Annotated in this window: 16 protein-coding genes and 1 tRNA gene; 9 read left to right on the top strand and 8 right to left on the bottom strand. The window is 69.3% G+C overall.

The window, feature by feature from the left end; all coding sequences use genetic code 11:
- Positions 1 to 38: 38 nt before the first annotated feature.
- Positions 39 to 782: a 16S rRNA (uracil(1498)-N(3))-methyltransferase gene (locus tag PK98_RS01645; RefSeq protein WP_039093794.1), complete on the bottom strand. Its 744-nt coding sequence runs from the start codon at positions 780 to 782 to the stop codon at positions 39 to 41.
- Between the two features lie 39 nt (positions 783 to 821).
- Here PK98_RS01645 and ubiA point away from each other — a divergent pair, with 39 nt between their 5' ends.
- The 9 genes from ubiA (at position 822) to PK98_RS01600 (ending at position 14,932) form a co-directional block, all read left to right on the top strand.
- Positions 822 to 1,727 (top strand): 4-hydroxybenzoate octaprenyltransferase, encoded by a 906-nt coding sequence (gene ubiA, locus PK98_RS01640; RefSeq protein ID WP_039093792.1) that lies wholly within the window; start codon positions 822 to 824, stop codon positions 1,725 to 1,727.
- 179 nt (positions 1,728 to 1,906) lie between these two features.
- Positions 1,907 to 2,266 (top strand): hypothetical protein, encoded by a 360-nt coding sequence (locus PK98_RS15865; protein WP_052207876.1) that lies wholly within the window; start codon positions 1,907 to 1,909, stop codon positions 2,264 to 2,266.
- Entirely contained in the window at positions 2,263 to 2,982 is a 720-nt protein-coding gene (locus tag PK98_RS01630) for a ParA family protein (RefSeq protein WP_039093790.1), read from the top strand. Before PK98_RS15865 ends, PK98_RS01630 begins: the two co-directional genes overlap by 4 nt.
- Positions 2,983 to 2,984: 2 nt before the next feature.
- On the top strand, positions 2,985 to 7,463 hold the full coding sequence (gene bcsA, locus PK98_RS01625) for a UDP-forming cellulose synthase catalytic subunit (RefSeq protein WP_152608588.1): 4,479 nt from the start codon (positions 2,985 to 2,987) through the stop codon (positions 7,461 to 7,463).
- The gene (locus PK98_RS01620) at positions 7,460 to 10,726 is read left to right on the top strand and encodes a cellulose biosynthesis protein BcsC (RefSeq protein WP_039093786.1); all 3,267 of its coding nucleotides are present in this window, start codon (positions 7,460 to 7,462) and stop codon (positions 10,724 to 10,726) included. Before bcsA ends, PK98_RS01620 begins: the two co-directional genes overlap by 4 nt.
- Complete coding sequence (locus PK98_RS01615) at positions 10,716 to 11,771, top strand: glycosyl hydrolase family 8 (RefSeq protein ID WP_039093784.1); 1,056 nt, start codon at positions 10,716 to 10,718, stop codon at positions 11,769 to 11,771. Before PK98_RS01620 ends, PK98_RS01615 begins: the two co-directional genes overlap by 11 nt.
- Before the next feature lie 62 nt (positions 11,772 to 11,833).
- On the top strand, positions 11,834 to 13,111 hold the full coding sequence (gene serS, locus PK98_RS01610) for a serine--tRNA ligase (protein WP_039093782.1): 1,278 nt from the start codon (positions 11,834 to 11,836) through the stop codon (positions 13,109 to 13,111).
- 1 nt (position 13,112) lies between these two features.
- Positions 13,113 to 13,868 (top strand): 5'/3'-nucleotidase SurE, encoded by a 756-nt coding sequence (surE, locus tag PK98_RS01605; protein WP_039093780.1) that lies wholly within the window; start codon positions 13,113 to 13,115, stop codon positions 13,866 to 13,868.
- A 2-nt stretch (positions 13,869 to 13,870) separates the two neighbouring features.
- Positions 13,871 to 14,932 carry a potassium channel family protein gene (locus PK98_RS01600; protein WP_052207872.1) on the top strand — a complete coding sequence of 354 codons (1,062 nt, stop codon included), beginning with the start codon at positions 13,871 to 13,873 and terminating at the stop codon, positions 14,930 to 14,932.
- A gap of 4 nt (positions 14,933 to 14,936) precedes the next feature.
- On the opposite strand, the gene PK98_RS01595 is transcribed toward PK98_RS01600, so the two are convergent.
- From PK98_RS01595 to PK98_RS01565, 7 genes are all read right to left on the bottom strand, one after another.
- Positions 14,937 to 15,368 (bottom strand): DUF1761 domain-containing protein, encoded by a 432-nt coding sequence (locus PK98_RS01595; protein ID WP_039093778.1) that lies wholly within the window; start codon positions 15,366 to 15,368, stop codon positions 14,937 to 14,939.
- Between the two features lie 26 nt (positions 15,369 to 15,394).
- Positions 15,395 to 16,318 (bottom strand): NAD-dependent epimerase/dehydratase family protein, encoded by a 924-nt coding sequence (locus tag PK98_RS01590; RefSeq protein WP_039093776.1) that lies wholly within the window; start codon positions 16,316 to 16,318, stop codon positions 15,395 to 15,397.
- Positions 16,315 to 17,448, bottom strand: coding sequence for a glutamate 5-kinase (proB, locus tag PK98_RS01585; RefSeq protein WP_039093774.1), 1,134 nt, complete (start codon positions 17,446 to 17,448; stop codon positions 16,315 to 16,317). The genes PK98_RS01590 and proB overlap by 4 nt, the downstream gene beginning before the upstream one ends.
- 46 nt (positions 17,449 to 17,494) lie before the next feature.
- Positions 17,495 to 18,559 (bottom strand): GTPase ObgE, encoded by a 1,065-nt coding sequence (gene obgE, locus PK98_RS01580; protein ID WP_039093773.1) that lies wholly within the window; start codon positions 18,557 to 18,559, stop codon positions 17,495 to 17,497.
- A gap of 108 nt (positions 18,560 to 18,667) precedes the next feature.
- Positions 18,668 to 18,743: transfer RNA gene (locus tag PK98_RS01575), tRNA-Ala, on the bottom strand.
- Positions 18,744 to 18,858: 115 nt separating this feature from the next.
- Positions 18,859 to 19,752: a hypothetical protein gene (locus PK98_RS01570; RefSeq protein ID WP_152608506.1), complete on the bottom strand. Its 894-nt coding sequence runs from the start codon at positions 19,750 to 19,752 to the stop codon at positions 18,859 to 18,861.
- A gap of 189 nt (positions 19,753 to 19,941) precedes the next feature.
- Positions 19,942 to 20,724: a Bax inhibitor-1/YccA family protein gene (locus PK98_RS01565; RefSeq protein WP_039093772.1), complete on the bottom strand. Its 783-nt coding sequence runs from the start codon at positions 20,722 to 20,724 to the stop codon at positions 19,942 to 19,944.
- Positions 20,725 to 20,729: the final 5 nt, after the last annotated feature.

Genomic DNA, 20,729 nt, shown 5'->3' with positions numbered 1-20,729 from the left:
TGACAAGCCTTCCCGCGCGCCAGCGATAAAGCGGCGGCTCACCAATCGCCCGCGATCCCCATCCACAATGCGGTGGCGGCAATCGCCGCGGTCTCGCCGCGCAGGATGCGCGGACCCAGCGTGATCGGCCGCGCCTGCGGGTGCGCGCGGATCGCGGCGCGCTCGGCATCGTCCCAACCCCCTTCCGGCCCGGTAAGCAGCCCGGCCGGGCCCGGATGGGCGGCAAAGCTGGCCTGTGCCGCTGCCCCGCCCGCCTCGTCCGCGAAGAACAGCGCGCGGTCCGCCGGCCAGTCGCGCAGCAGGGCGTCCAGCTTCGCCACTGCAGCCAGCCGGGGCAGCGCGGTACGGGCGCACTGCTCGGCCGCCTCCATCACCTGCGCGCGGGCACGATCGGGGTTGAGCCTGTCCGCCACGCAGCGGCGCGCCAGCACCGGGTGGATGGCCCGCACCCCCAGTTCCGTCGCTTTTTCCAGCAGCAGGTCGAACCGGTCCTTCTTCAGCAAGGCCGGGCACAACCAGAAATCGGGCACCTGTTCGCGGGGACGCAGCAACTGGCGCGGGGTCAGGACCAGCGCCCTCTTGCCCGCCTCCGTCACCTCGGCCGCCCATTCGCCGGTCACATCGTCGCACAGCACCACGGCATCGCCGGGACCGACGCGCATGACCCGCAGCAGGTAATGCACCTGCGCCTCGGCGATGGTGATGGCGGTTCCGGCCGACAGGGGCTCGGGCACGAACAGGCGGGGCGCGCTGCGCGGCGGCCAGGCGGGGGTGGCAGGCATGGCTAGGCACTAGCGGTCCGTCTGGTTAGGAGGCAAGTCATGGCCGACACCGTCCTCACCCCCGACAGCCAGCATCGCGGCCTGGTCGCCCGCCTGCCGCAGCGCCCACGCGACCTGGCGTTGCTGGCCCGGTTCGACCGGCCGATCGGCTGGTGGCTGCTGTTCTGGCCCTGCGCCTGGGGCGTGTGGCTGACGGGCACGGGGTTGCAGCCGCTGCTGATCGGCTGGCTGCTGCTGGGCGCCATCGCCATGCGCGGCGCGGGATGCGTGTATAACGACATCGTCGATGCCGATCTGGACCGGCAGGTGGCCCGCACCGCCGCGCGCCCCGTTGCCAGCGGGCGGGTCAGCGTGAAGGCGGCTTGGACGTGGCTGCTGGCGCTGTGCGCGGTCGGGCTGCTGGTGCTGTTCCAGTTGCGTTGGCAGGCGCAGCTGGTGGCGCTGGGCAGCCTGTTCCTGGTCGCCGCCTACCCCTTCATGAAGCGGATCACCGGCTGGCCGCAGGCCTGGCTGGGGCTGGTGTTCACCTGGGGCGCGCCGGTCGGCTGGATGGCGCTGCGCGGTGACCGGCCGGAGGTGCTGGCCGCCCTGTATGTCGGCAGCATCTTCTGGTGCATCGGCTACGACACGATCTACGCGCTGCAGGATCGGGAGGATGACGCGATGGTCGGCATCCGCTCCAGCGCGCTGACCTTGGGCACGCGGGTGCGCGGCGGGGTCTGGGCCTGCTATGCACTGGCGGTAGCTGGCTGGGGCACCGCGTTCTGGCTGCTCAGGGGCGACTGGCTGGCGGTGCTGGCGATCGTTCCGGCGGCGGCGCATCTGGGCTGGCAGGTCGCGACACTGCAGGCGGACGATGCCGCCAATCCGCTGGCGCGCTTCCGGTCCAACCGGTTTGCCGGACTGCTGGTGGCGCTGGCCTGTCTGGTCGTCGGCAACGCCTGATCGGTCGTTTCGCCGGGTTACCACCAGCGTCCCGGTAACCTTCTGATAACCCTGCTGCCCCATGGTCCCGATTGTATGCACAAGACAGTCGGTTGCGGTTCGTCGCAGCCAGGCTGACACCTGTCGCAAAGCATCTGCGGCCGTGATCGCCGCTATCGGGGCCAGAGGGGTTTTTCGACGTGGCGATACGGAACGACGTCAGCAGTCTGCTCGACAGGCTCGGCCGGCAGGACCTGCGATACCGCGAATTCAGCGATCCGCTGGGCGACATGGAGATGTGGCCCATTTTCGAAGCCCTGCTGCAGGATCGCCGGATCGTGGGCGAGGCGTCGACCCCGCTGGACCAGCGCCGCCGTACCGCCGATGCGCAGCAGCGCATCAAGGCAGCACCGCCGCCAGCTGGCGGCAAGGCGGACGCCGGGCCGGCGATCCCGTACTCACCACCATCCCCACCCCGTCCCGCGGCCGCAGCTGACGACCCGCAGGTACGTGCCTTCTTCGGACAGCTGGGCGCCCGCGGGATCGAGCGCGACTCATGAGCCTGATCCTGTTTCATTCGCCCAAGGGCGGCGTCGGCAACACCTTCCTGGCGGCGCATTGCGCCATGGAGCTGGCGGCGCGCGGCCATGACACCGTCGCGATCGACTTCACGTACCAGGCCACCCTGAAACTGTTCTTCGGCCTGCTGCCGGACCAGCCGCTGGTGAAGGCCGGCGATCCCTCCGGCGACGAGATCGTCGTGGCCGGGGTCGAGCTGTTCGATGGCGAGGAGCTGGGCCGTTCCGCCGCCTTCCGGCAGCTGCTGCGGCAGCCGGGCGCGCAGCCCTTCCCCACGGACAAGGTGATCGTCGCGGACATCGCGGCGCACGACCGTGCGCTGCGCCAGCTGCTGATGCCGCATGCCGCGCTGCATGTGGTGCCGCTGGTGCCCCGCCCCGCCGCGCTGGCGGCACTCGTCCATGTCGATCCGGACATCCCGCTGATGGAACTGGAGCGCACCGCGCTGGTGCTCAACATGCTGGACGATACCCGCACGCTGGCGCGCCATTCGCGCGTGTTCCTGACCCAGGCCTTCGGCGACATGATGGCCGGATCGGTCCGCCGTGACGAAAGCGTGGCGGAGGCGATGGCCGGCTTCGATTCGCTGGCCAAGTTGTTCCCGCACAGTCCCGCATTGGGCGACGTGGCGCATCTGGTCGGGGTGCTGGAACAACGCGCCGGGCTGGTCGCGCATGAAGCGCAGGCGTCCGCGTGACGATGCCCCGCAGCCGCGCGGCGCGCGGCATCGTGTGGGTCGCAGTCGCCGCCATGGCCGTGCTGGTGGTGGGCGTGCCGCTGGCGCTGGGCGACCAGTGGACCTTTGCCTTCCTGACCATCGCCGGGGCCGTGTGGCTGGCCAGCCGGCGCACCCGCTCCGCGCTGCTGACGCTGGGCATCCTCAGCCTGATCGTGTCCACCCGCTACATCTTCTGGCGCACCACGCAGACGCTGTCCTTCGACAGCCCGCTGGAAACGCTGCTGGGCCTGGGCCTGTATGCGGCGGAGCTGTATGCCTGGATCATCCTGGTGCTGGGCCTGCTGCAGACCGCCTGGCCGCTGGAACGCGGCAACGTGGCGCTGCAGGGCGAGCCGGAGAGCTGGCCGCTGGTCGACGTCTATGTCCCGACCTACAATGAAAGCCTGGCGATCGTGCGGACCACCGTGTTCGCGGCGCTGGACATGGATTACCCGCCGGAGCGGTTTCGCGTCTACATCCTGGATGACGGCAAGCGGCCGGAGTTCCAGAACTTCGCGCGGGAGGTCGGCTGCGGCTATCTGACCCGGGCGGACAACCACCACGCCAAGGCCGGCAATCTCAACACCGCGCTGCGCAAGACCAGTGGCGAGCTGATCGCGATCTTCGATTGCGACCATGTGCCGACCCGCGCCTTCCTGCAGCTGTCGGTCGGCTGGTTCCAGAAGGACCGGCAGCTGTCGTTGCTGCAGACGCCGCACCACATGTATTCGCCCGACCCGGTGCAGCGCAACCTGCGGTCCGTGAAGGACCAGCCGGGCGAAGGCGACCTGTTCTACGGCCCGATCCAGAAGGGCAACGATCTGTGGAACGCGGCCTTCTTCTGCGGATCGTGCGCCATCATCCGGCGTGCCGCCCTGGCCGATGTCGGCGGCTTCGCGTTCGAGACGGTGACGGAGGATGCGCACACCGCGCTGAAGCTGCAACGGCGCGGCTGGAACACCGCCTATCTCGACACGCGGCTGTCCGCAGGTCTCGCGACGGAGCGGCTGGTGCTGCATATCGGCCAGCGTATCCGCTGGGCGCGCGGCATGACGCAGATCATGCGGATCGACAATCCGCTGCTGGGCCCGGGCCTCAGCTGGCAGCAGCGGCTCTGTTACCTGAATGCGATGCTGCACTTCCAGTTTCCGCTGCCGCGCATCGTGTTCCTGACCAGCCCGCTGGCCTACCTGCTGTTCGGCGCGAACATCATCCAGGCGTCCGCCTCCATGATCTTCGCCTATGCCCTGCCGCATCTGTACTGTTCCATGGTGGCGGGCAGCCTGACGCACGGGCCGGACCGGCGCCCGTTCTGGAGCGAGATCTACGAAACGCTGATCGCCTTCCACCTGGTCAGGCCTACGGTGGTGACCTGGTTCCAGCCGCGAAAGGGCAAGTTCAACGTCACCGACAAGGGCGAGACGCTGGACCAAAGCTTTTTCGACCGGCAGGCGGTGCGGCCGCATCTGCTGTGTATCGGGCTGATCGTGCTGGGCGTGGGCTGGGGCGCGGTGAAGCTGGTGTTCTATCCCCACCTGTTCGACATCCAGGGCGACACCTTCGCGCTGAACGCGGCCTGGGCGACCTTCAGCCTGCTGATCCTGATCGCGGCCGTCTCCGTCGCCTATGAAGTGCGGCAGGCCCGCCGTTTCGTGCGTATTCCGGCCGACCTGCCCTGCACCATCCACTTCGCCAACGGCCACATCCTGGACGGCCGGACGGAGGAGATCTCCATGGGCGGGCTGACCGCCCTGCTGCCCAAGGACATCCTGGTCGATACCAGCACGTGGGCCGCCACGCATGTGTCCATGCCCATGGCGCACGAGACGCTGACCCTGCCGGTGCAGCCGGTCAGCCTGAAGAACGGCACGGTGCGCGTGCGCTTCCCGCGGCTGGACCTCAGGCAGGAACGCCAGCTGGTGCGTGCCGTCATGGGCCGCGCCGATGCCTGGACCCGAACAACTCCCCGGCGGCAGGTGCCCGCCTTGACCGCTTTCAAGGACATTCTGGTGATCGCATTTGTCACGATCGGGCGCCTGCTCGGCTTCAACCGGGCGGAACGCCGCGCGGAAGCGGTCGCCATCCGCGTGCAGGAGGAGGAGAACCGCAAGCTGGAGCAGGAACTGGGCGGCCGCCAGGGCGCGCTGCGCGGCGCGGGACGGCCCGGCCTGGCCGATGTGGAGCCGGTCGTCCGCACTCGCGGTCGCACCCTGCCCGCGGCCGCCGGCGCGATCGCGCTGCTGCTGGCGGGTCTGCTGCTGCTGCCGGGCCAGGGCGGCGCTGCCAGGGCGCAGGCTGCCACGCAACCCGTCGCCGGCGCACCGGCAGCCGGCGCCGGTGCCGGCACCAGCCGCCGCGTGCTCACCCTGCGCGACCTGCGCATCCAGCGTCCCATCCGGCTGGAAGGCACCCGGGGCGAGATCGGCATCCCGTTCGGCATGCGGCAGGACGAGGTCGTCACCGGCGCGCGCATGGTGCTGAGCTTCGCCAGCAGCCCGGCGATGCTGGCCGATCTCAGCCAGCTGGTCGTGCTGCTGAATGACGAGGTGGTGCAGGTGATCCCCCTGACCGCCGCGGAGGCGGCCGGGCGGGTGGTCACCATCCCGGTCAACCCGGCGCTGTTCCTGGCCGGCGACAACCGGCTGAACCTGCGGCTGGTCGGCCATTACACCCGCGATTGCGAGGATCCGTTCCACTCCACGCTGTGGACCAATGTCAGCAATGTGCGGTCATGGCTGGACCTGGACGTGCAGCGCCTTCGCCTGCCGCCGGACCTCGCCCGCCTGCCCCGCCCGCTGTTCGATCCGGACCAGACGCAGACGCTGGTGCTGCCTTTCGTCTTCGGCGGCGCGCCCGATGCCCCCATGCTGGAGGCGGCGGCTGCCATCGCCGGCTGGATGGGCGCGGAGGCGAGCTATCGCGGGTTCGACTTCCCGCCGATGGTCGGCCAGCTGCCGCGCGGTGACGCCGTGGTGTTCCTGCGTGCAGGCCAGTCCCTGCCCGGCATCACCCTGCCCGTCAGCGGCGCACAGGCGCGGATCATCACCAATCCCGCCGATCCGTTCGGCCAGCTGCTGGTCGTCAGCGGCAACAGCAACCGGGAACTGAAGCTGGCGGCGGCCGCCATTGCCAGCGGCCGGGTCGCCTTCCGCGGGCCGGATGCCCAGCTGAACGGTGCGCGCATCCCGGCCTACCCGGCCTATGGCGCGCCACGCTGGCTGCGCACCGATCGGCCCGTAGCTTTGGGCGAGCTGGTCGCGGCCAACAGCCTGCAGGGCATGGGCCTGCGTCCCGGCGCCCTGTCCGTGCAGTTCCGCGCCGCGCCCGACCTGTTCTTCTGGCCGCGCGATGGTGGCCAGCTCGATCTCGATTACCGCTACCCCCAGGCGGACTGGATGGACAAGCGCGGCAGCCGCATGGACGTGTCGCTGAACGGCCAGTTCCAGCGCAGCCTGCCGCTGGCCCGTGCCAGCTGGTGGGAGCCGCTGTTCGGCAATTCCGCCGCCAGTTCGCTGACCAGCGATGCCCGCATCACCCTGCCGCGCTATGACCTGTATGGTCAGAACGAGCTGGTGTTCGACTACAACATGGTGCTGGCGAACAGGCAGGAATGCAGCGGCACCCTGCCCGAGAACGTCCGCACCGCCGTGCTGCCGACCAGCACGATCGACCTGACCGACGCCTACCACGCGCTGCGGATGCCCAATCTGGCGAGCTTCGCCAATGCCGGCTACCCCTTCACCATCCATCCCGATCTGGCGCGCACCGCCGTGGTGCTGGGCCGCGCGCCGACGGCCGAGACGATCCGCGCCTTCCTGGTGCTGATGGGCCGGTTCGGCGATGCGACCGGCGCCCCCGCCACCCGCGTGCGCGTGGTGGCGGACGGCAGCGAAGCGCAGTTGCGCGGGCTGGACGTGATCGTGCTGGGCGGTACCCGGCTGGCGGAAAACAATCCGCTATTCGCCAATGCCCCGGTTTCGGGCAGCGGCGGACGGCTGAGCGTGGTGCAGGGTTCGCCCGTCGCGCGCGCCTTTGACGGCTACACCCCCTTCTCCGACCAGCAGGGCAAGGCCGCCGAGTTCGTCGCCACGCTGGACGGGTTCCAGGGCATCGTGGGCTTCCAGTCCCCGTACAATGGCGCGCGATCCGTGGTGGCCATCCTGGCGGACGACCCGGCCCTGCTGCCGCTGCTGGTGCAGAACATGGCCGACCTGCAGATCAACGCCCAGATCGGCGGCGACCTGTCGGTGTTCAACGGCGAGGGCATGTCGAGCTATGCCGTCGGACCGGGCTACTGGAGCGGATCGCTGCCGCTGTGGGTCCGCATCGCCTACTGGTTCAGCCAGTATCCGCTGCTGCTCGCCGCCGGTGGCCTGCTGATCGCCTCCCTGGTGGCTGGCCCGCTGCTGGTGGTCCTGCGCCGCCGTGCCGCCCGCCGGCTTCAGGGAGACGAGGCATGAGCCGGCAGGTGAAGCGCAGCCTTGCGCTGCTGCTGGGCGCCGGCACGCTGGCGATGGGGGGCACGATCCTGCCAACCGACGCCGCGCAGGCACAGGCGACCGGCGTGGAGACGCTGCTGGCGCAGGCGCGCTACTGGCGCAGCCAGGGGCGGGAGGACCGCGCGCGTGACGCCTACCGCCGCGTGCTGCAGATCGACCCTGCCAATGCGGAGGCGCGGCGCGGTGTGGCCGGCGGCGGCACTCCCGCCCCGTCCCCCCGGGCCGCACCCCGCCCGGCTCCTGCGCCGTCTGCGCCTCCGGCCACGCGGACCGGCCCCCCTGCCGCCGCGCCAGCGCGACCGGCATCGCGGCCGGCCGCACCGCGCCAGACGGGTGGCGAGGATCGCGCGGCCGGCTTCCGGGCGCTGGAGGCAGGCCAGCTGGATCGTGCCGCCAATCTGTTCCAGGCCGCGCTGGGCCGCAGCCGTTCGGATGACGAGGCACTGGGCGGGCTCGGCATCGTCCGCCTGCGGCAGAGCCGCTTCGTGGAGGCGCGCGACCTGCTGACCCGGGCGACCGCTCTGGGCAGCGCGGCGCAATGGGCCGACGCGCTGCGCAGCGCGCGCTTCTATGGCGGGATCGAGGAAGCCCGCGCCACGCTGGCGGCCGGCGACCTGACCGGCGCGGAGACGCAGGCACAGGCGCTGGTGCGCAGCGGGTTCGAGACGCCAGCCCCGGCGCTGCTGCTGCTGGCCGAGATCTACGAGCAGCAGGGCCGCTACGCCGATGCGGCCGACATCCTGGCCCAGGCGGGCGCCGATCCCGGCGCAGAGGCGGGTCAGCTGCAAAGCCGCGCGGCGCGCAACCGTGCGCTGGCCGCCGCCCGCACCGGCGATGCCGAGACGGCGGAGGCGGCCTTCGTCAACGGCCTGCTGCTCGATCCTGCCGATCCATGGATCCGCTACGAGTTCGGCCGCTGGCTGATCGCACGTGGCCGGGCGGCCGAGGGCGATTCGATGATCGCCGCGCTGTCCGGCATCGGCACCGCCGATGCGCTATATGCCGCAGCGCTGCTGCAGGAGGAACTCGGGCGCCCGCTGGAGGCGCAGCGGCTGGTCGATCGCATTCCCGACGCGGAGCGGTCGCCGCTGGTGCGCAGCTTCGCCGGCACCCTGCAACTGGACCGGCAGCTGGAGGAAGCGCGCGCGCTGGCGGCACAGGGGCAGGCGGGACAGGCCGGCGCGACGCTGCGCCGCCTCGCCGCCGACCCGGCCTATGCCGCCCGGCGGCCGCAGATCGCACAGGCGCTGCTGGACGCCGGCGATCCGGCGGGTGCGACGGAACTGGCGCGAGCGGCCTTGTCCGGCGGCGCGGTGGATGCGGCGGGTTACGAGACGCTGGTACGCGTGCTGGCGAGCGCCGGTGCGGATGCGGAAGCCCGCGCCGCACTGGCGGGTGCCCGGCAGCGGCTGGGGCCGACACAGGTGGAGCGGCTGGATGCCGTGCTTGCCGTGTCGCGGGCGGACCGGCTGCGGCAGGACGGCCGGCTGGCCGAAGCTTTCGACCTGCTGCAGAATGCCTGGCGGGTGGAGCCGAACAGCACGGAGGTGCTGTTCCAGCTGGGCCTGCTGTACGAAACCGGCAACATGCCGGCGCAGGGCGCGCAGGCGTTCCAGCTGCTGCTGGCGCGGGAGCCGGACGACGTGCCGGCACTGCTCGGCCTGGCGCGCACGGCCACGGCGGCGGGCGACAACAGCCTGGCGGACGATGCGGTGCGCCGGGCCATGGCGCAGGCGCCGGAGGATCACGAGGTCTATCTGGCCGCCGCAGATCTGGCGCGGGCCCGGGGTGACGAGCGGCGTGCAGTGCGACTGCTGGAACAGGCGCGCCTGTTCTATGGCCGCAGCCAGGGACTGGCGCTGGGCGACCTGTCGGCCGGCAATCCGTTTGCCAGTTCGGCGCTCGGCACAAATCCGTTCCGCGCACAGCAGGCGCTGGCGCCCGCTCCTGCCAGCATCAACCCATTCGCGCTCACCGCAGGCGAGACGCGCCTGCCCGGCGCCATGGCTTCCGCAGGTTTTCCACAGGCCTATGCACAGGACGAACCGGCATTGGCGGCCGATCCGGTGCTGGCCCGGATCGACAGCGACCTACGCACGCTGCGCAACGAAGCCGGGCCGCGCGTGGAGGTCGATGCCGGGTTCCGCGACCGTTCGGGCGAGGAAGGCCTGAGCGCGCTCAGCGAGCTGAACGGCACGGCGCGCGTGTCGACCGATCTCGGCCGCGGCCGCATCGGGGTCGAGGCGGAACTGGTCGCGCTCGACAGCGGCGTACCCTCCCGCTCCGCCCAAGCCCGCTTCGGCCGCAATGCGACGGCGGAGGCGCAAGCCATCGTCGACGAACTGCCCACGCCGCTGGCACTAGCGCCGACGCAGCATGCAGCCGGCGTGGCGCCCAGCCTGTTCTATGCCGGTGATCTGCTGGATGCCCGGATCGGCACCACCCCGCTGGGCTTCGAATATCAGGAGATCACCGGCCGGCTGGAGCTGAAACCCCGGCTCGGCCCCAGCACCAGCGCGCGCGCCTGGGTGGAACGGCAGGCGGTGGACGACACCATCCTGTCCTACGCCGGCACCCGGGATCCGGTAACGGGCGACTTCTGGGGCCAGGTGATGCAGACCGGCGGCGGCGTGTCGCTGTCATGGGACCAGAATGGCAACGGCGTGTATGGCGACCTCGCCTATCACCAGTATCGCGGCCGCGCGGTGGCGAACAATGACAGCCTGCAGGCCAATGTCGGTGGCTACCTGCTGCTGCATCAGGGCGCGAACGACCGGATCATCGCCGGGGCCAACCTCAATTATCAGGCTTACGACAACAACCAGAACAACTTCACCTTCGGCCATGGCGGCTATTTCAGCCCGCAGACGTTCCTCGCGGTCAGCTTCCCGCTCCGCTACATCCATACGAGCGACCGGCTGGAGGTCGAACTGCAGGCGGCGCCGGGCTATCAGAGCTTCGACCAGGACCAGACCGCGATCTACCCCACCGATGCCGCGGCACAGGCGCAGCTGGATGCGCTGAAGCGGATCAACACCGATGTGCGCAGCTATTACGATGCGCTCAGCCAGACCGGGTTCGCCTTCTCCGGCAGGGGCCGCGCGACCTATCAGGTCAGCCCCCGTACACGCATCGTCGGCGATCTGGGTTACGACACATTCGGGATCTTCAATGAATTCACCTCGACCATCGGTATCCGCCAGCAGCTGGGCAATGGGGACTAGGGTGCGACAGGCGGTGACCCGGCGGCTGTTCTGCATCGGCGCCGCGACCGGCGTGGTGAGCGCCTGCATCGGCAGCGACAGCTCGGCCTCGCCGCCGACCCCCACGCCCAGCCCGACGCAGACCGGCGCCGTCCCCGTCAGCTGGGCCGGTTTCGGCGGAAGGTTCCTCGACCCGTCCGGCCGGGTCATCGACAATGGCAACAAGGGTGTCAGCCATTCCGAAGGCCAGGGCTACGGCATGGTCATGGCCGCCTTCGCCGGTGACCGCGATGGCTTCGCCCGCATGTGGGAGTGGACACGGACCACGCTGCTGCGGCCGGAGGGGCTGCTGTCCTGGCGCTACGACCCGGCCGCTACCCCGCCGGTGAACGATCCGAACAATGCCACCGATGGCGACATCCTGGTCGCCTGGGCGCTGGGCGTGGCCGGCGCGAAATGGAAGCAGCGTGACTGGCTGGCGCAGGCGGCGATCATGCGGGCAGCGATCCTGGCGCGGGCGACGGTGACGCTGGCGGGAAAGCGTCTGCTGCTGCCGGGCGTGGTCGGCTTCGTCACGGGGGAGCGTGCGACGCTGAACCCGGCCTATTACGTGTGGCCGGCGCTGGATGCGTTCCATCGGCAGGCAGCCGGCGAAGGCTGGGACCGGATCATCGCCGACGGCACCTGGCTGCTGACGCAGGCGCGGTTCGGTCAGCATCAGCTGCCGACCGACTGGGTGGAACTGGCGAGTAACGGATCGCTGCGGCCGGCGCCCGACCGCTCGCCCTGGTTCGGCTTCGACGCCGTGCGGGTGCCGCTCTACGCCCAGCTTGGCGGGCGCAGCGGACTGGCGCGGCCGGCGGTGGAGTATTGGCGGGCGCGGCGCGGCGCCGGGCAGGTGATTCCGGCCTGGATCGATGTCACCAGCGGGGCCACGGCGGAGTATGCCGCCAGTGCCGGGGTGGAGGCGATCGTCGCGCTGACCGCCGGCGGAACAGCGCCGGCGACATTGTCCGACGATTACTACGCCGCCGTGCTGCAGGTGCTGGCGACGCTGCGGCCGTGAACCGGCCTGCGTGATTAGCGCCGCTCTGGACAAGCAGCCCCGCCCCCCGGCATAGGCAAGCCATGCTTGACCTGCGCCTGATCCGCGATGACCCGCAATCCTTCGATGCCGGCCTCGCCCGCCGCGGCGTGGAGCCCGTGGGCGCCCGCATCCTGCAACTGGACGAACAGCGCCGCGCCGCCGCCACATCCGCGCAGGAGGCCCTGGCGCGCCGCAACGAGGCGTCCAAGGCCATCGGCCAGGCCATGGCCAAGAGCGACACCGCGACGGCGGACGCGCTGAAGGCGGAGGTCGCCACACTCAAGACCGACCTGCCCGCGCTGGAGCAGACCGAGCGGGATGCGGCGGCCGGGCTTGATGCCGTGCTGGCCGCCCTGCCCAACATCCCCGCCGCCGACGTGCCCGATGGCACGGACGAGGCCGGCAATGTCGAGGTCGCCCGCTGGGGCACCCCGCCCGAGTTCGACTTCACGCCGAAGGAACACGCCGATCTCGGCCCCGCGCTGGGCCTGGATTTCGAGACTGGCGCAGCGATGTCCGGCACCCGCTTCACCTTCCTGCGCGGGCCGATGGCACGGCTGAGCCGGGCGCTGGGCCAGTTCATGCTGGACCACCAGACCTCGGCGCGCGGCTACACCGAATGCGTTGTGCCGCTGCTGGTGCGGGACGAGGCGGTGTATGGCACCGGGCAGCTGCCGAAGTTCGCGGAGGACCTGTTCCGCACCACCGATGGCCGCTGGCTGATCCCCACGGCAGAGGTCAGCCTGACCAATTCGGTGCGCGAGCAGATCATCGCCGACCTGTCTGCACCCATCCGCCTGACTGCGCTGACACCCTGCTTCCGTTCGGAAGCCGGGGCCGCCGGGCGCGACACGCGCGGCTATATCCGGCAGCATCAGTTCGAGAAGGTGGAGCTGGTCAGCATCTGCCGGGCGGAGGACCACGCGGCCGAACACGCCCACATGGTCGCCAGCGCCGAAGGCGTACTGGAGGCATTGGACCTGCCTTACCGCCGGATGCTGCTGTGCGCCGGCGACATGGGCGCGACGGCCAAGCGGACCTTCGACCTGGAGGTGTGGCTGCCGGGGCAAGGCGCCTATCGCGAGATCAGCTCGATCAGCTGGTGCGGTGATTACCAGGCGCGGCGGATGAATGCGCGCTATCGGCCGGAGGGCCAGAAGGGCACCGCCTTCGCGCACACGCTGAACGGATCCGGCCTGGCGGTCGGCCGCACGCTGGTGGCGGTGCTGGAAAACGGCCAGCAGGCAGACGGTTCTGTCATCATTCCGGCCGCGCTGAAGCCCTATATGGGCGGCATCGAAGTTCTGGAGCCTGCCTGACATGCGCATCCTGCTGACCAATGATGACGGCATCCACGCCCCCGGCCTCGCTTTGCTGGAGCAGATCGCCGCCAGCCTGTCGGACGATGTCTGGGTGTGCGCGCCTGCGCTGGAACAGTCCGGCACCGGCCATTCGCTGACGCTGCACATGCCGGTGCGCCTGCACGAACACGGCCACCAGCGCTTCGCCGTGGGCGGCACGCCGACCGACTCCATCAACCTGGCCCTGCGCAAGCTGTTCGCGGACAGGAAGCCGGACCTGGTCATTTCCGGCATCAACCATGGCGAGAACCTGGCCGACGACATCACCTATTCCGGCACGATCTCCGCCGCAATGGAGGGCGCGCTGGCCGGCATCCCGGCCATCGCCATGAGCCAGGCGCTGCGCAATGCCGGCCACGGCTTCGCCGCGGCGGAAGGCTGGGCGGCAAAGGTGATCGAACCGCTGACCCGCTTCGCCATGGCCAGGCGCACGCTGGTCAACGTCAACTTCCCGGCGCTTCCCGCCGCCGAGGTGCGCGGGATCAAGGTCGCACGGCAAGGCTTCCACGATTACGCCCGCGGCTCGCTGGTCGAAGGGACCGACCCGCGCGGCCGCCCGTATTTCTGGTTCGGGCTGGAGGATGTGGAGCACACGCTGGACCACGGCACCGATCTGGAGGCGGTGAATGACGGCTTCATCTCCGTCACTCCCCTGCAGGTGGACCTGACCGACCATGCGGCGATGGGCCGCCTGGCGGAGGTGGTCGGCCAGTAGCCATGGACAAGCGCGACAGCCACGCGCAACGCATCCGCGCCCGTCGGTTCACGCCGCTGAAGCGCGCCTTGCAGGTGCCGGTCTGGGCCGATGTCGGCCTCCGGCTGGGGGGTGCGCTGTTCTTGGTGTTCGTCGTGGTGCTGATCCACTGGCTGGACCGGGACGGGCTGGTCGACAATTATGACGGCCATATCTCCTTCCTGGATGTCGTCTATTTCACGATGATCTCCATCACCACGACCGGTTTCGGCGACATCGCCCCGGTCAGCACGCAGTCGCGGCTGGTGGAGGCGGTGCTGGTGACGCCGATCCGTTTCGCCGTCATCTTCATCTTCGTCGGCGCGGCCTACAATTTCGTCATCAAGCGCAGCTGGGAGAAATTTCGCATGGACCGCATCCAGGACCAGCTGACCAACCATTACGTCGTGCTCGGCTTCGGTGTGTCCGGGGCGGAATCGGTGGCGGAACTGGTCGCCCGCGGCACCGATCCGCGCTGCATCGTGGTGATGGACATGAACCGCGACCGGCTGGCCCAGGCCGAGGAGATGGGCTGCAACGTGATCGAGGCCGATGCCACGCGGGACGAGCACCTGATGGCCGTGCGGATCGCGCAGGCGCAGACCGTGCTGGTATCGGCCGGGCGGGACGATTCCTCCATCCTGATCGTGCTGACCGTGCGCCATCTGGCGCCGGATGTGCCGATCAGCGTGGTGGTGCGGGCGGAGGACAACGAGTTGCTGGCACGGCAGGCAGGGGCCAACAATGTCATCAACCCGGTGCGCTTCACCGGGCTGCTGCTGGCCGGCAGTGCGCAGGGCGCGCATATCGCCGATTACCTGATGGACCTCGCCAGCGTGGGCGGCCGCGTGCAGCTGGTCGAACGGCCGGTGATGGCGGAGGAGGTCGGCAAGCCGATGAACCAGCTGGCGAATGGCGGCTATGCGGTGCGCATTTATCGCAACGAGCAGGCGATCGGCTTCTGGGAATGTGCCAACGGTGTGTTCGAGCTAGGCGACGTGGTGGTGGAGATACGCCCCAACGACCCCACCAGCACGGATCAGTAGGCGGTCAGTGCAGCCAGCAGTGGATCGCGCCCAGCAGCACGGTACCGGTGGTGAGATAGCCCGCATCGATCGCGAACAGCTTGCCCGGGCGCATCTGGAACAGATACATGATGCCGATCGCCGGCGTCAGCAGCATGGCACCGTACCCGAAGGCGATCATCATCTTGGCCCGGTCGGACGGGCTCGTCATGGCATACTGATGCCCCAGCGTCAGCGAGATCAGCAGCTCGAACGCGAACACCAGCACCATCACCAGCCAGGTCGGGTTGCGGCGCATCGGTCGCCCGCCCAGCGTGCTGGCCCTGGTCGCCATCTCGTCGCCGATGCCGGTCAGGCGGCCCCAGGCGCCGCCCAGCAGTACCGTGTACCACAGCACGCCCAACATGAAGAACGCCGCAGCGCCCAGGAACACCGCCAAGAAGTTCACATTTGCCATTCCGGTCGGCTAGCGCAGAAAGCAGGCTACAGCCAGCCCTCCGCCCGGTACCACGCGGCCGTTGCGGCCAGCCCGTCCTCCGTTGCGATCTGCGCCTGCCACAGCTCCGGCGGCGGCGACTTCCCCGGACGGCAGACCCAGTCCGGATGACTCATGTAGCCGACGCGGTCGGCTGTCAGCTTGGCCCGGTCGCCCCGCATCGCCTTGTCGAGCCTGGCCGCCAGCAGCAGCGCGCCGCGGGGCAGATGCGGTACCCGCACGCGCCGGCCCACGGCAGCGCCGATCGCCTGCGCCATGTCCCGGTGGCTCCACCCCCCTGCCCGCCCGTCGTCCGGTTCGAACAGGCGTTGCGACACGTCCGCGCCGCCCGGCACCAGTGCCAGCAGCAGGTGCGCCAGATCCGTCACATGGATCATCGACGCCCGGCCCGCCGGCGGCATCGGCACCACGCCCCAGCGTGCCGCCTTGAACAATTCCAGCATCTCGCGGTCACGCGGGCCGTAGATCGCGGGCGGACGCACGATCGTCCAGTCCAGTCCGCTGACCTGCACCAGTTCCTCCGCATGGAACTTCGACCGGCCATACGCGGACAGGCCCGGCTCCCGCGCGGACAGGCTGGACACGAACACGAAGCGGCGGATCCCGGCGGCCTGTGCGGCGTGGACCAGCGTCTCCGTTCCTGCGACATTGCCCTGGTGGAACCCGGCTGGGTCGGGTGTGCTGACCACGCCGGCCAGATGCAGCACCGCGCGCGTGCCTGTCACCAGCTGTGCGAGCGCCGCCTCGTCCGCCAGATCGCCGCGCACCCAGGTCACGCCGGGCCGGGACGGCTGTTCCGACCGGGCGAGGGCCCGCACCGGCACCCCGGTGCGGACCGCCAGATCGATCAGCGTGCTGCCGACGAACCCCGTTCCGCCGGTCACCGCCAGCGGTGCTGTGCCGGTCGTCACAGCAGGACCAGCTGGTCACGGTGGACCACCGCCGAGCGCGGCGCATAACCGAGCAGCACCGCATGTTCCTCTGTCCGCCGGCCCATGATCCGCTCCACCTCGATACTGGAATATTCCGCCAGCCCCTGCGCCAGCGCCAGCCCGTGTTCGTCGCGCACGCCCACGGGATCGCCGCGGCGGAAGCTCCCTTCCACCGCGCGGATGCCGCTCGCCAGCAGGCTCTTGCCATGCTCCAGTGCGTCGGCGCAGCCGCCATCCACCACCAGTACCCCCTTCATGCGCTGCCGCCCGCCGAGCCATGCCTTGCGCCCGCGATCGCTGCGGGTCGGCAGGAACAGCGTGCCGATATCATGGGTAATGGCCCGGCTCACCGGATCGGGATGCTGGCCATTGATGATGCCCAGCGTAATGCCGGCGCGGGTGGCGATCCTGGCGGCAACCAGCTTGCTGCTCATGCCACCCGACCCCATACCCGATCCGCTGTCGCCGCTGGCCATCGCCTGTATCGCCGGGGTCACGCCCGTGATCCGCGGCACCAGGCTGGCGCCCGGCTCCTTCGGGTTGCGGTCATACAGGCCATCCACGTCGGACAGCAGCATGACCACCTGCGCATTCGCGGCCTGCGCCACGCGCGCGGCCAGCCGGTCATTGTCGCCGAAGCGGATCTCGTCCGTCGCCACCGAATCGTTTTCGTTGATGACAGGGATGGCGCCGGCGTTCAGCAGGCGGCCAAGCGTTGCCGCAGCGTTGAGGTAGCGGCGGCGATCCTCCAGATCTTCCAGCGTCAGCAGCAATTGTGCGGCAATCAGGCCATGCTCGGCCAGCAATTGGGACCACATTCCCGCCAGCGCGATCTGGCCGACCGCAGCGCTCGCCTGCGCATCTGCCAGGCTGCCGCGCCCACCGCCCGGCAGGCCGAGCCGCGCCGCACCCAGCGCGATCGCGCCGGAACTGACCAGCACCACCTGCTGCCCGCGACCACGCGCGGCGGCGATCTCCGCCACCAGCCCTGCCATCCACGCCGCGTGCGGCACACCGCCCTTGCCGAACAGCAGGGCGGAGCCGACCTTCAGCACCAGACGCTGCACAATCTGCGGGTCGGCAAGGTCGGACATGCGGGTAATGGTCATGGCGGCAGCGTCTAGCGGCTCCGCCGGTCAGGAAACAAGAGCAGGATCAGTCCAGCGGCGACCACGACTCGCCATCGGCCGCCGGCTCTTCTTCCGACTCGACAGTCTTGGTCTCCGTGGCGGTGCGGGCCGGCAGATGGCTGATCACCGCATCCATCAGCGCGGACATGCCCGCGCCGGTCGCGCCGGAAATGGGGAACACCTGCTCCGCGCCCGCTGCGCGCAGCTCCGCTGCAAAGCCTTCGGCCAGCTCGGCATCGGCCAGGTCGATCTTGTTGAGCGCGATCAGCCGCGGCTTCTCGTCCAGCCCGGCACCATAGGCGGACAGTTCGTCCTCCACGATCCGCATCGCCTCCGCCGGATCCTTGTCCGAGATGTCGACCAGATGGATCAGCACGCGGCAGCGTTCGATATGGCCTAGGAAACGGTCACCGATGCCTGCGCCCTCTGCCGCGCCTTCGATCAGGCCGGGAATGTCGGCGACCACGAACTCGCGGTCCCGATGCTGCACCACGCCCAGACTGGGTACCAGCGTGGTGAAGGCATAATCGCCCACCTTGGCGCGGGTGTTCGATACCTGATTGATGAAGGTGGACTTGCCCGCATTGGGCAGGCCGACCAGGCCTGCATCGGCCAGCAGCTTCAGCCGCAGCCATACCCACAGCTCCTCGCCGGTGATGCCGGGCTGGTGGTTGCGGGGCGCGCGGTTGGTGGAAGTCTTGTAGCTGGCATTGCCGCGCCCGCCCATGCCGCCTTCCAGCAGCACGACGCGCTGGCCCGGCTCGGTAAAGTCGGCCAGCACGGTCTCGCGGTCCTCGTCCAGTACCTGCGTGCCGACGGGCACGGGGATCACCAGATCCGGCGCGCTCTTGCCCGTGCGATCCTTGCCCATGCCATGGCCGCCACGCTGCGCTTTGAAATGCTGCGCATAGCGAAAGTCGATCAGCGTGTTCAGGCCAGCGATGGCTTCGAGCACGACATCGCCGCCGCGCCCACCATTGCCGCCATCGGGGCCACCATATTCGATATACTTCTCACGACGGAAACTGACGGCACCAGGGCCGCCGGAACCCGCACGCAGATAAATCTTGGCCTGATCGAGGAAGTGCATGCCGCTCCAGATAGGTAAAGGGGGCGGGTTGCGCCAGTCAGCGGCGCAATATGGCGCCGATCGGATCGGCCCGCCCGCAATACATCATCGCGAACCGGCGGGTGACACTGGTGGAGCCGAGGGGGATCGAACCCCTGACCTCGTCATTGCGAACGACGCGCTCTCCCAGCTGAGCTACGGCCCCGTTCAGTGTCAGCCCCGTCATCGGCCTGGCCGGAGACGCGGAGCGCGCCCCTTAGCGGCAATCGCTAGCGGGTGAAAGGGGTTTGTGCCCCCTCCAACCGCTAGCGGATATGCGGTCAGTTCGCCGGTGCGTCGTTGGCAACAGGCTGGACCACAGGCGAGCTGTTGGCTGCCGCGGGAACGGCGATGATCGGGATGGTCGCGCCGGTCTCATCCGTCACGGTGCCGGCCAGTACCGGCTGCGACGCGTCGGCCAGGCTGGTGGCGACGCTCGGCTCGCCGGAACCGTAGATGGCGACATAGCCCGGCTGTGACGCGCCATAGCGGGCGCCATATTGCGAATCCCAGGCGCGCGATGCGGTCTGGTAACCCTCATATTCCTGGAAGAAGCCTTCGAACACCGCAAGGTAGCGTGCCAGACCCGCGCTGGCGAAGACATCCACGTCGGTCGGCGGCGTAGCGGCCGCCTCGTTGGCGATGTTCAGCGCCTCCTGACAGAAGGACGCCCGCGCACCGGGGCTGGCGAAGAAGTTGTAAACCGAGGTCATGTGCTCTTCCCGGTCGCGGATCGCGGCGCGCCGGTCATTGTTGTTGGCGCGGCGGAACTTCTGATCGATCGCGTTGTTCGCCGCGGTCAGCCGGCGGGCATTGCCGGTCAGGAACTTGCCGTACTGCTCCGTCACGGGCGCGAAGGCCGCGTCCTCGGAACAGTTCAGGGCGGCGACGTTCCAGGCGGAGCGGAAGTGCCACAGCGTCTCGTTCTCGTCGAGATTGCTGTTCACCGTGACCCGCTGCCCGTCGATCCCGCGTTGCGGGATGACCATCGCGTATGGCGCACCTGCCGGCGGGATCGGGCGGTACGGCACGGCCTCCACCACGGGCGGCGGCGGCGGGGGCGGCGGGGGCGGCGGCGGCGGTGCCTTGGCGCACGCTGCCAGCAGGCCGATCGCCGCCGTGACGAGGGTAACCTTCAACGCCTTGCCCAACGAGGCCGGCAAAGTGGATTGCATGTGAAAATCGTCCCTGATGTTACGGAGCCGCCCTCTCGGCCGCATCCGCCTTGCGCCATGTCCAGTGGCGGTGGTGTAACGCCTTCACAGCACAAAGAAAATGCCCGGATTGCAATGAAGCAATCCGGGCACGATCAGTCGATTTCCGGGCAGGCAGGCCGGGACCGGCACTGCCTGCCTCAACGGGGATCAGTCGCGCTGCGCGCCCATGAAGCGCAGCAGGAACATGAACATGTTGATGAAATCCAGATACAGGGTCAGCGCACCCATGATCACCATCTTGCCCAGCGGGAAGGCCGCCACGGCGCCAGGATTGGTCACCTTCATGCGCTGCACCTGCAGGTACTCTGCCTTCAGCCGTTGCGTGTCATAGGCGGTCAGGCCGGCGAAGATCAGCACGCCAATGAAGCTGATGGCCCACATCAGGGCTTCAGACTGCAGGAACATGTTGATCAGGCTGGCAATGATCAGGCCGATCACGCCCATGATCAGGAAGCTGCCCATTGCGGACAGGTTCTTCTGCGTGGTGTAGCCGAACAGGCTGAGCCCCGCGAAGGCGCCGGCCGTGGCGAAGAACGTCGCCGCGATGGACGCCCCGGTATAGACCAGGAAGATGGTCGACAGCGACAGGCCCATCAGCAACGCGAAGCCCCAGAACAGCATCTGCAGCGTACCGGTACTGAACTTGTTGGCGCCGAAGCTCATCGCGAAGACGATCGCCAGCGGCGAGAGCGCCACCAGCCACATCATCGGTCCGCTGGCGAAGCTGTAGGCCAGTCCGGACTGCGCGGTCAGCATCGCGACGACGCCGGTTAGCAGCACGCCCGATGCCATGTAGTTGTAGATGGAAAGCATGTGCTTGCGCAGGCCCGCATCGTTGACCGTGCGGACGTCGCCAGCCTGGCTCGGCGACGCACCGAATGCGGAGCGGCCGAAGCCCTGCCTGCCACGGGGGTCGTTCCAGTCTGCCATGTAAA

The organism is Croceibacterium mercuriale (genome assembly GCF_000802385.1).
Classification (GTDB): Bacteria; Pseudomonadota; Alphaproteobacteria; order Sphingomonadales; family Sphingomonadaceae; genus Croceibacterium; species Croceibacterium mercuriale.
The sequence above is the reverse complement of the archived record's forward strand: the minus strand, read 5'-3'. Positions and strand labels throughout refer to the sequence as shown.

What these genes read in the sequence shown, in the direction of transcription:
- PK98_RS01645 (WP_039093794.1), bottom strand. Translation starts at nt 782, where the DNA reads ATGCCTGCCACCCCCGCCTGGCCGCCGCGCAGCGCGCCCCGCCTGTTC.
- ubiA (WP_039093792.1), top strand. Translation starts at nt 822, where the DNA reads ATGGCCGACACCGTCCTCACCCCCGACAGCCAGCATCGCGGCCTGGTC.
- PK98_RS01630 (WP_039093790.1), top strand. Translation starts at nt 2,263, where the DNA reads ATGAGCCTGATCCTGTTTCATTCGCCCAAGGGCGGCGTCGGCAACACC.
- bcsA (WP_152608588.1), top strand. Translation starts at nt 2,985, where the DNA reads ATGCCCCGCAGCCGCGCGGCGCGCGGCATCGTGTGGGTCGCAGTCGCC.
- PK98_RS01620 (WP_039093786.1), top strand. Translation starts at nt 7,460, where the DNA reads ATGAGCCGGCAGGTGAAGCGCAGCCTTGCGCTGCTGCTGGGCGCCGGC.
- PK98_RS01615 (WP_039093784.1), top strand. Translation starts at nt 10,716, where the DNA reads ATGGGGACTAGGGTGCGACAGGCGGTGACCCGGCGGCTGTTCTGCATC.
- serS (WP_039093782.1), top strand. Translation starts at nt 11,834, where the DNA reads ATGCTTGACCTGCGCCTGATCCGCGATGACCCGCAATCCTTCGATGCC.
- surE (WP_039093780.1), top strand. Translation starts at nt 13,113, where the DNA reads ATGCGCATCCTGCTGACCAATGATGACGGCATCCACGCCCCCGGCCTC.
- PK98_RS01600 (WP_052207872.1), top strand. Translation starts at nt 13,871, where the DNA reads ATGGACAAGCGCGACAGCCACGCGCAACGCATCCGCGCCCGTCGGTTC.
- PK98_RS01595 (WP_039093778.1), bottom strand. Translation starts at nt 15,368, where the DNA reads ATGGCAAATGTGAACTTCTTGGCGGTGTTCCTGGGCGCTGCGGCGTTC.
- proB (WP_039093774.1), bottom strand. Translation starts at nt 17,448, where the DNA reads ATGACCATTACCCGCATGTCCGACCTTGCCGACCCGCAGATTGTGCAG.
- obgE (WP_039093773.1), bottom strand. Translation starts at nt 18,559, where the DNA reads ATGCACTTCCTCGATCAGGCCAAGATTTATCTGCGTGCGGGTTCCGGC.
- PK98_RS01570 (WP_152608506.1), bottom strand. Translation starts at nt 19,752, where the DNA reads ATGCAATCCACTTTGCCGGCCTCGTTGGGCAAGGCGTTGAAGGTTACC.
- PK98_RS01565 (WP_039093772.1), bottom strand. Translation starts at nt 20,724, where the DNA reads ATGGCAGACTGGAACGACCCCCGTGGCAGGCAGGGCTTCGGCCGCTCC.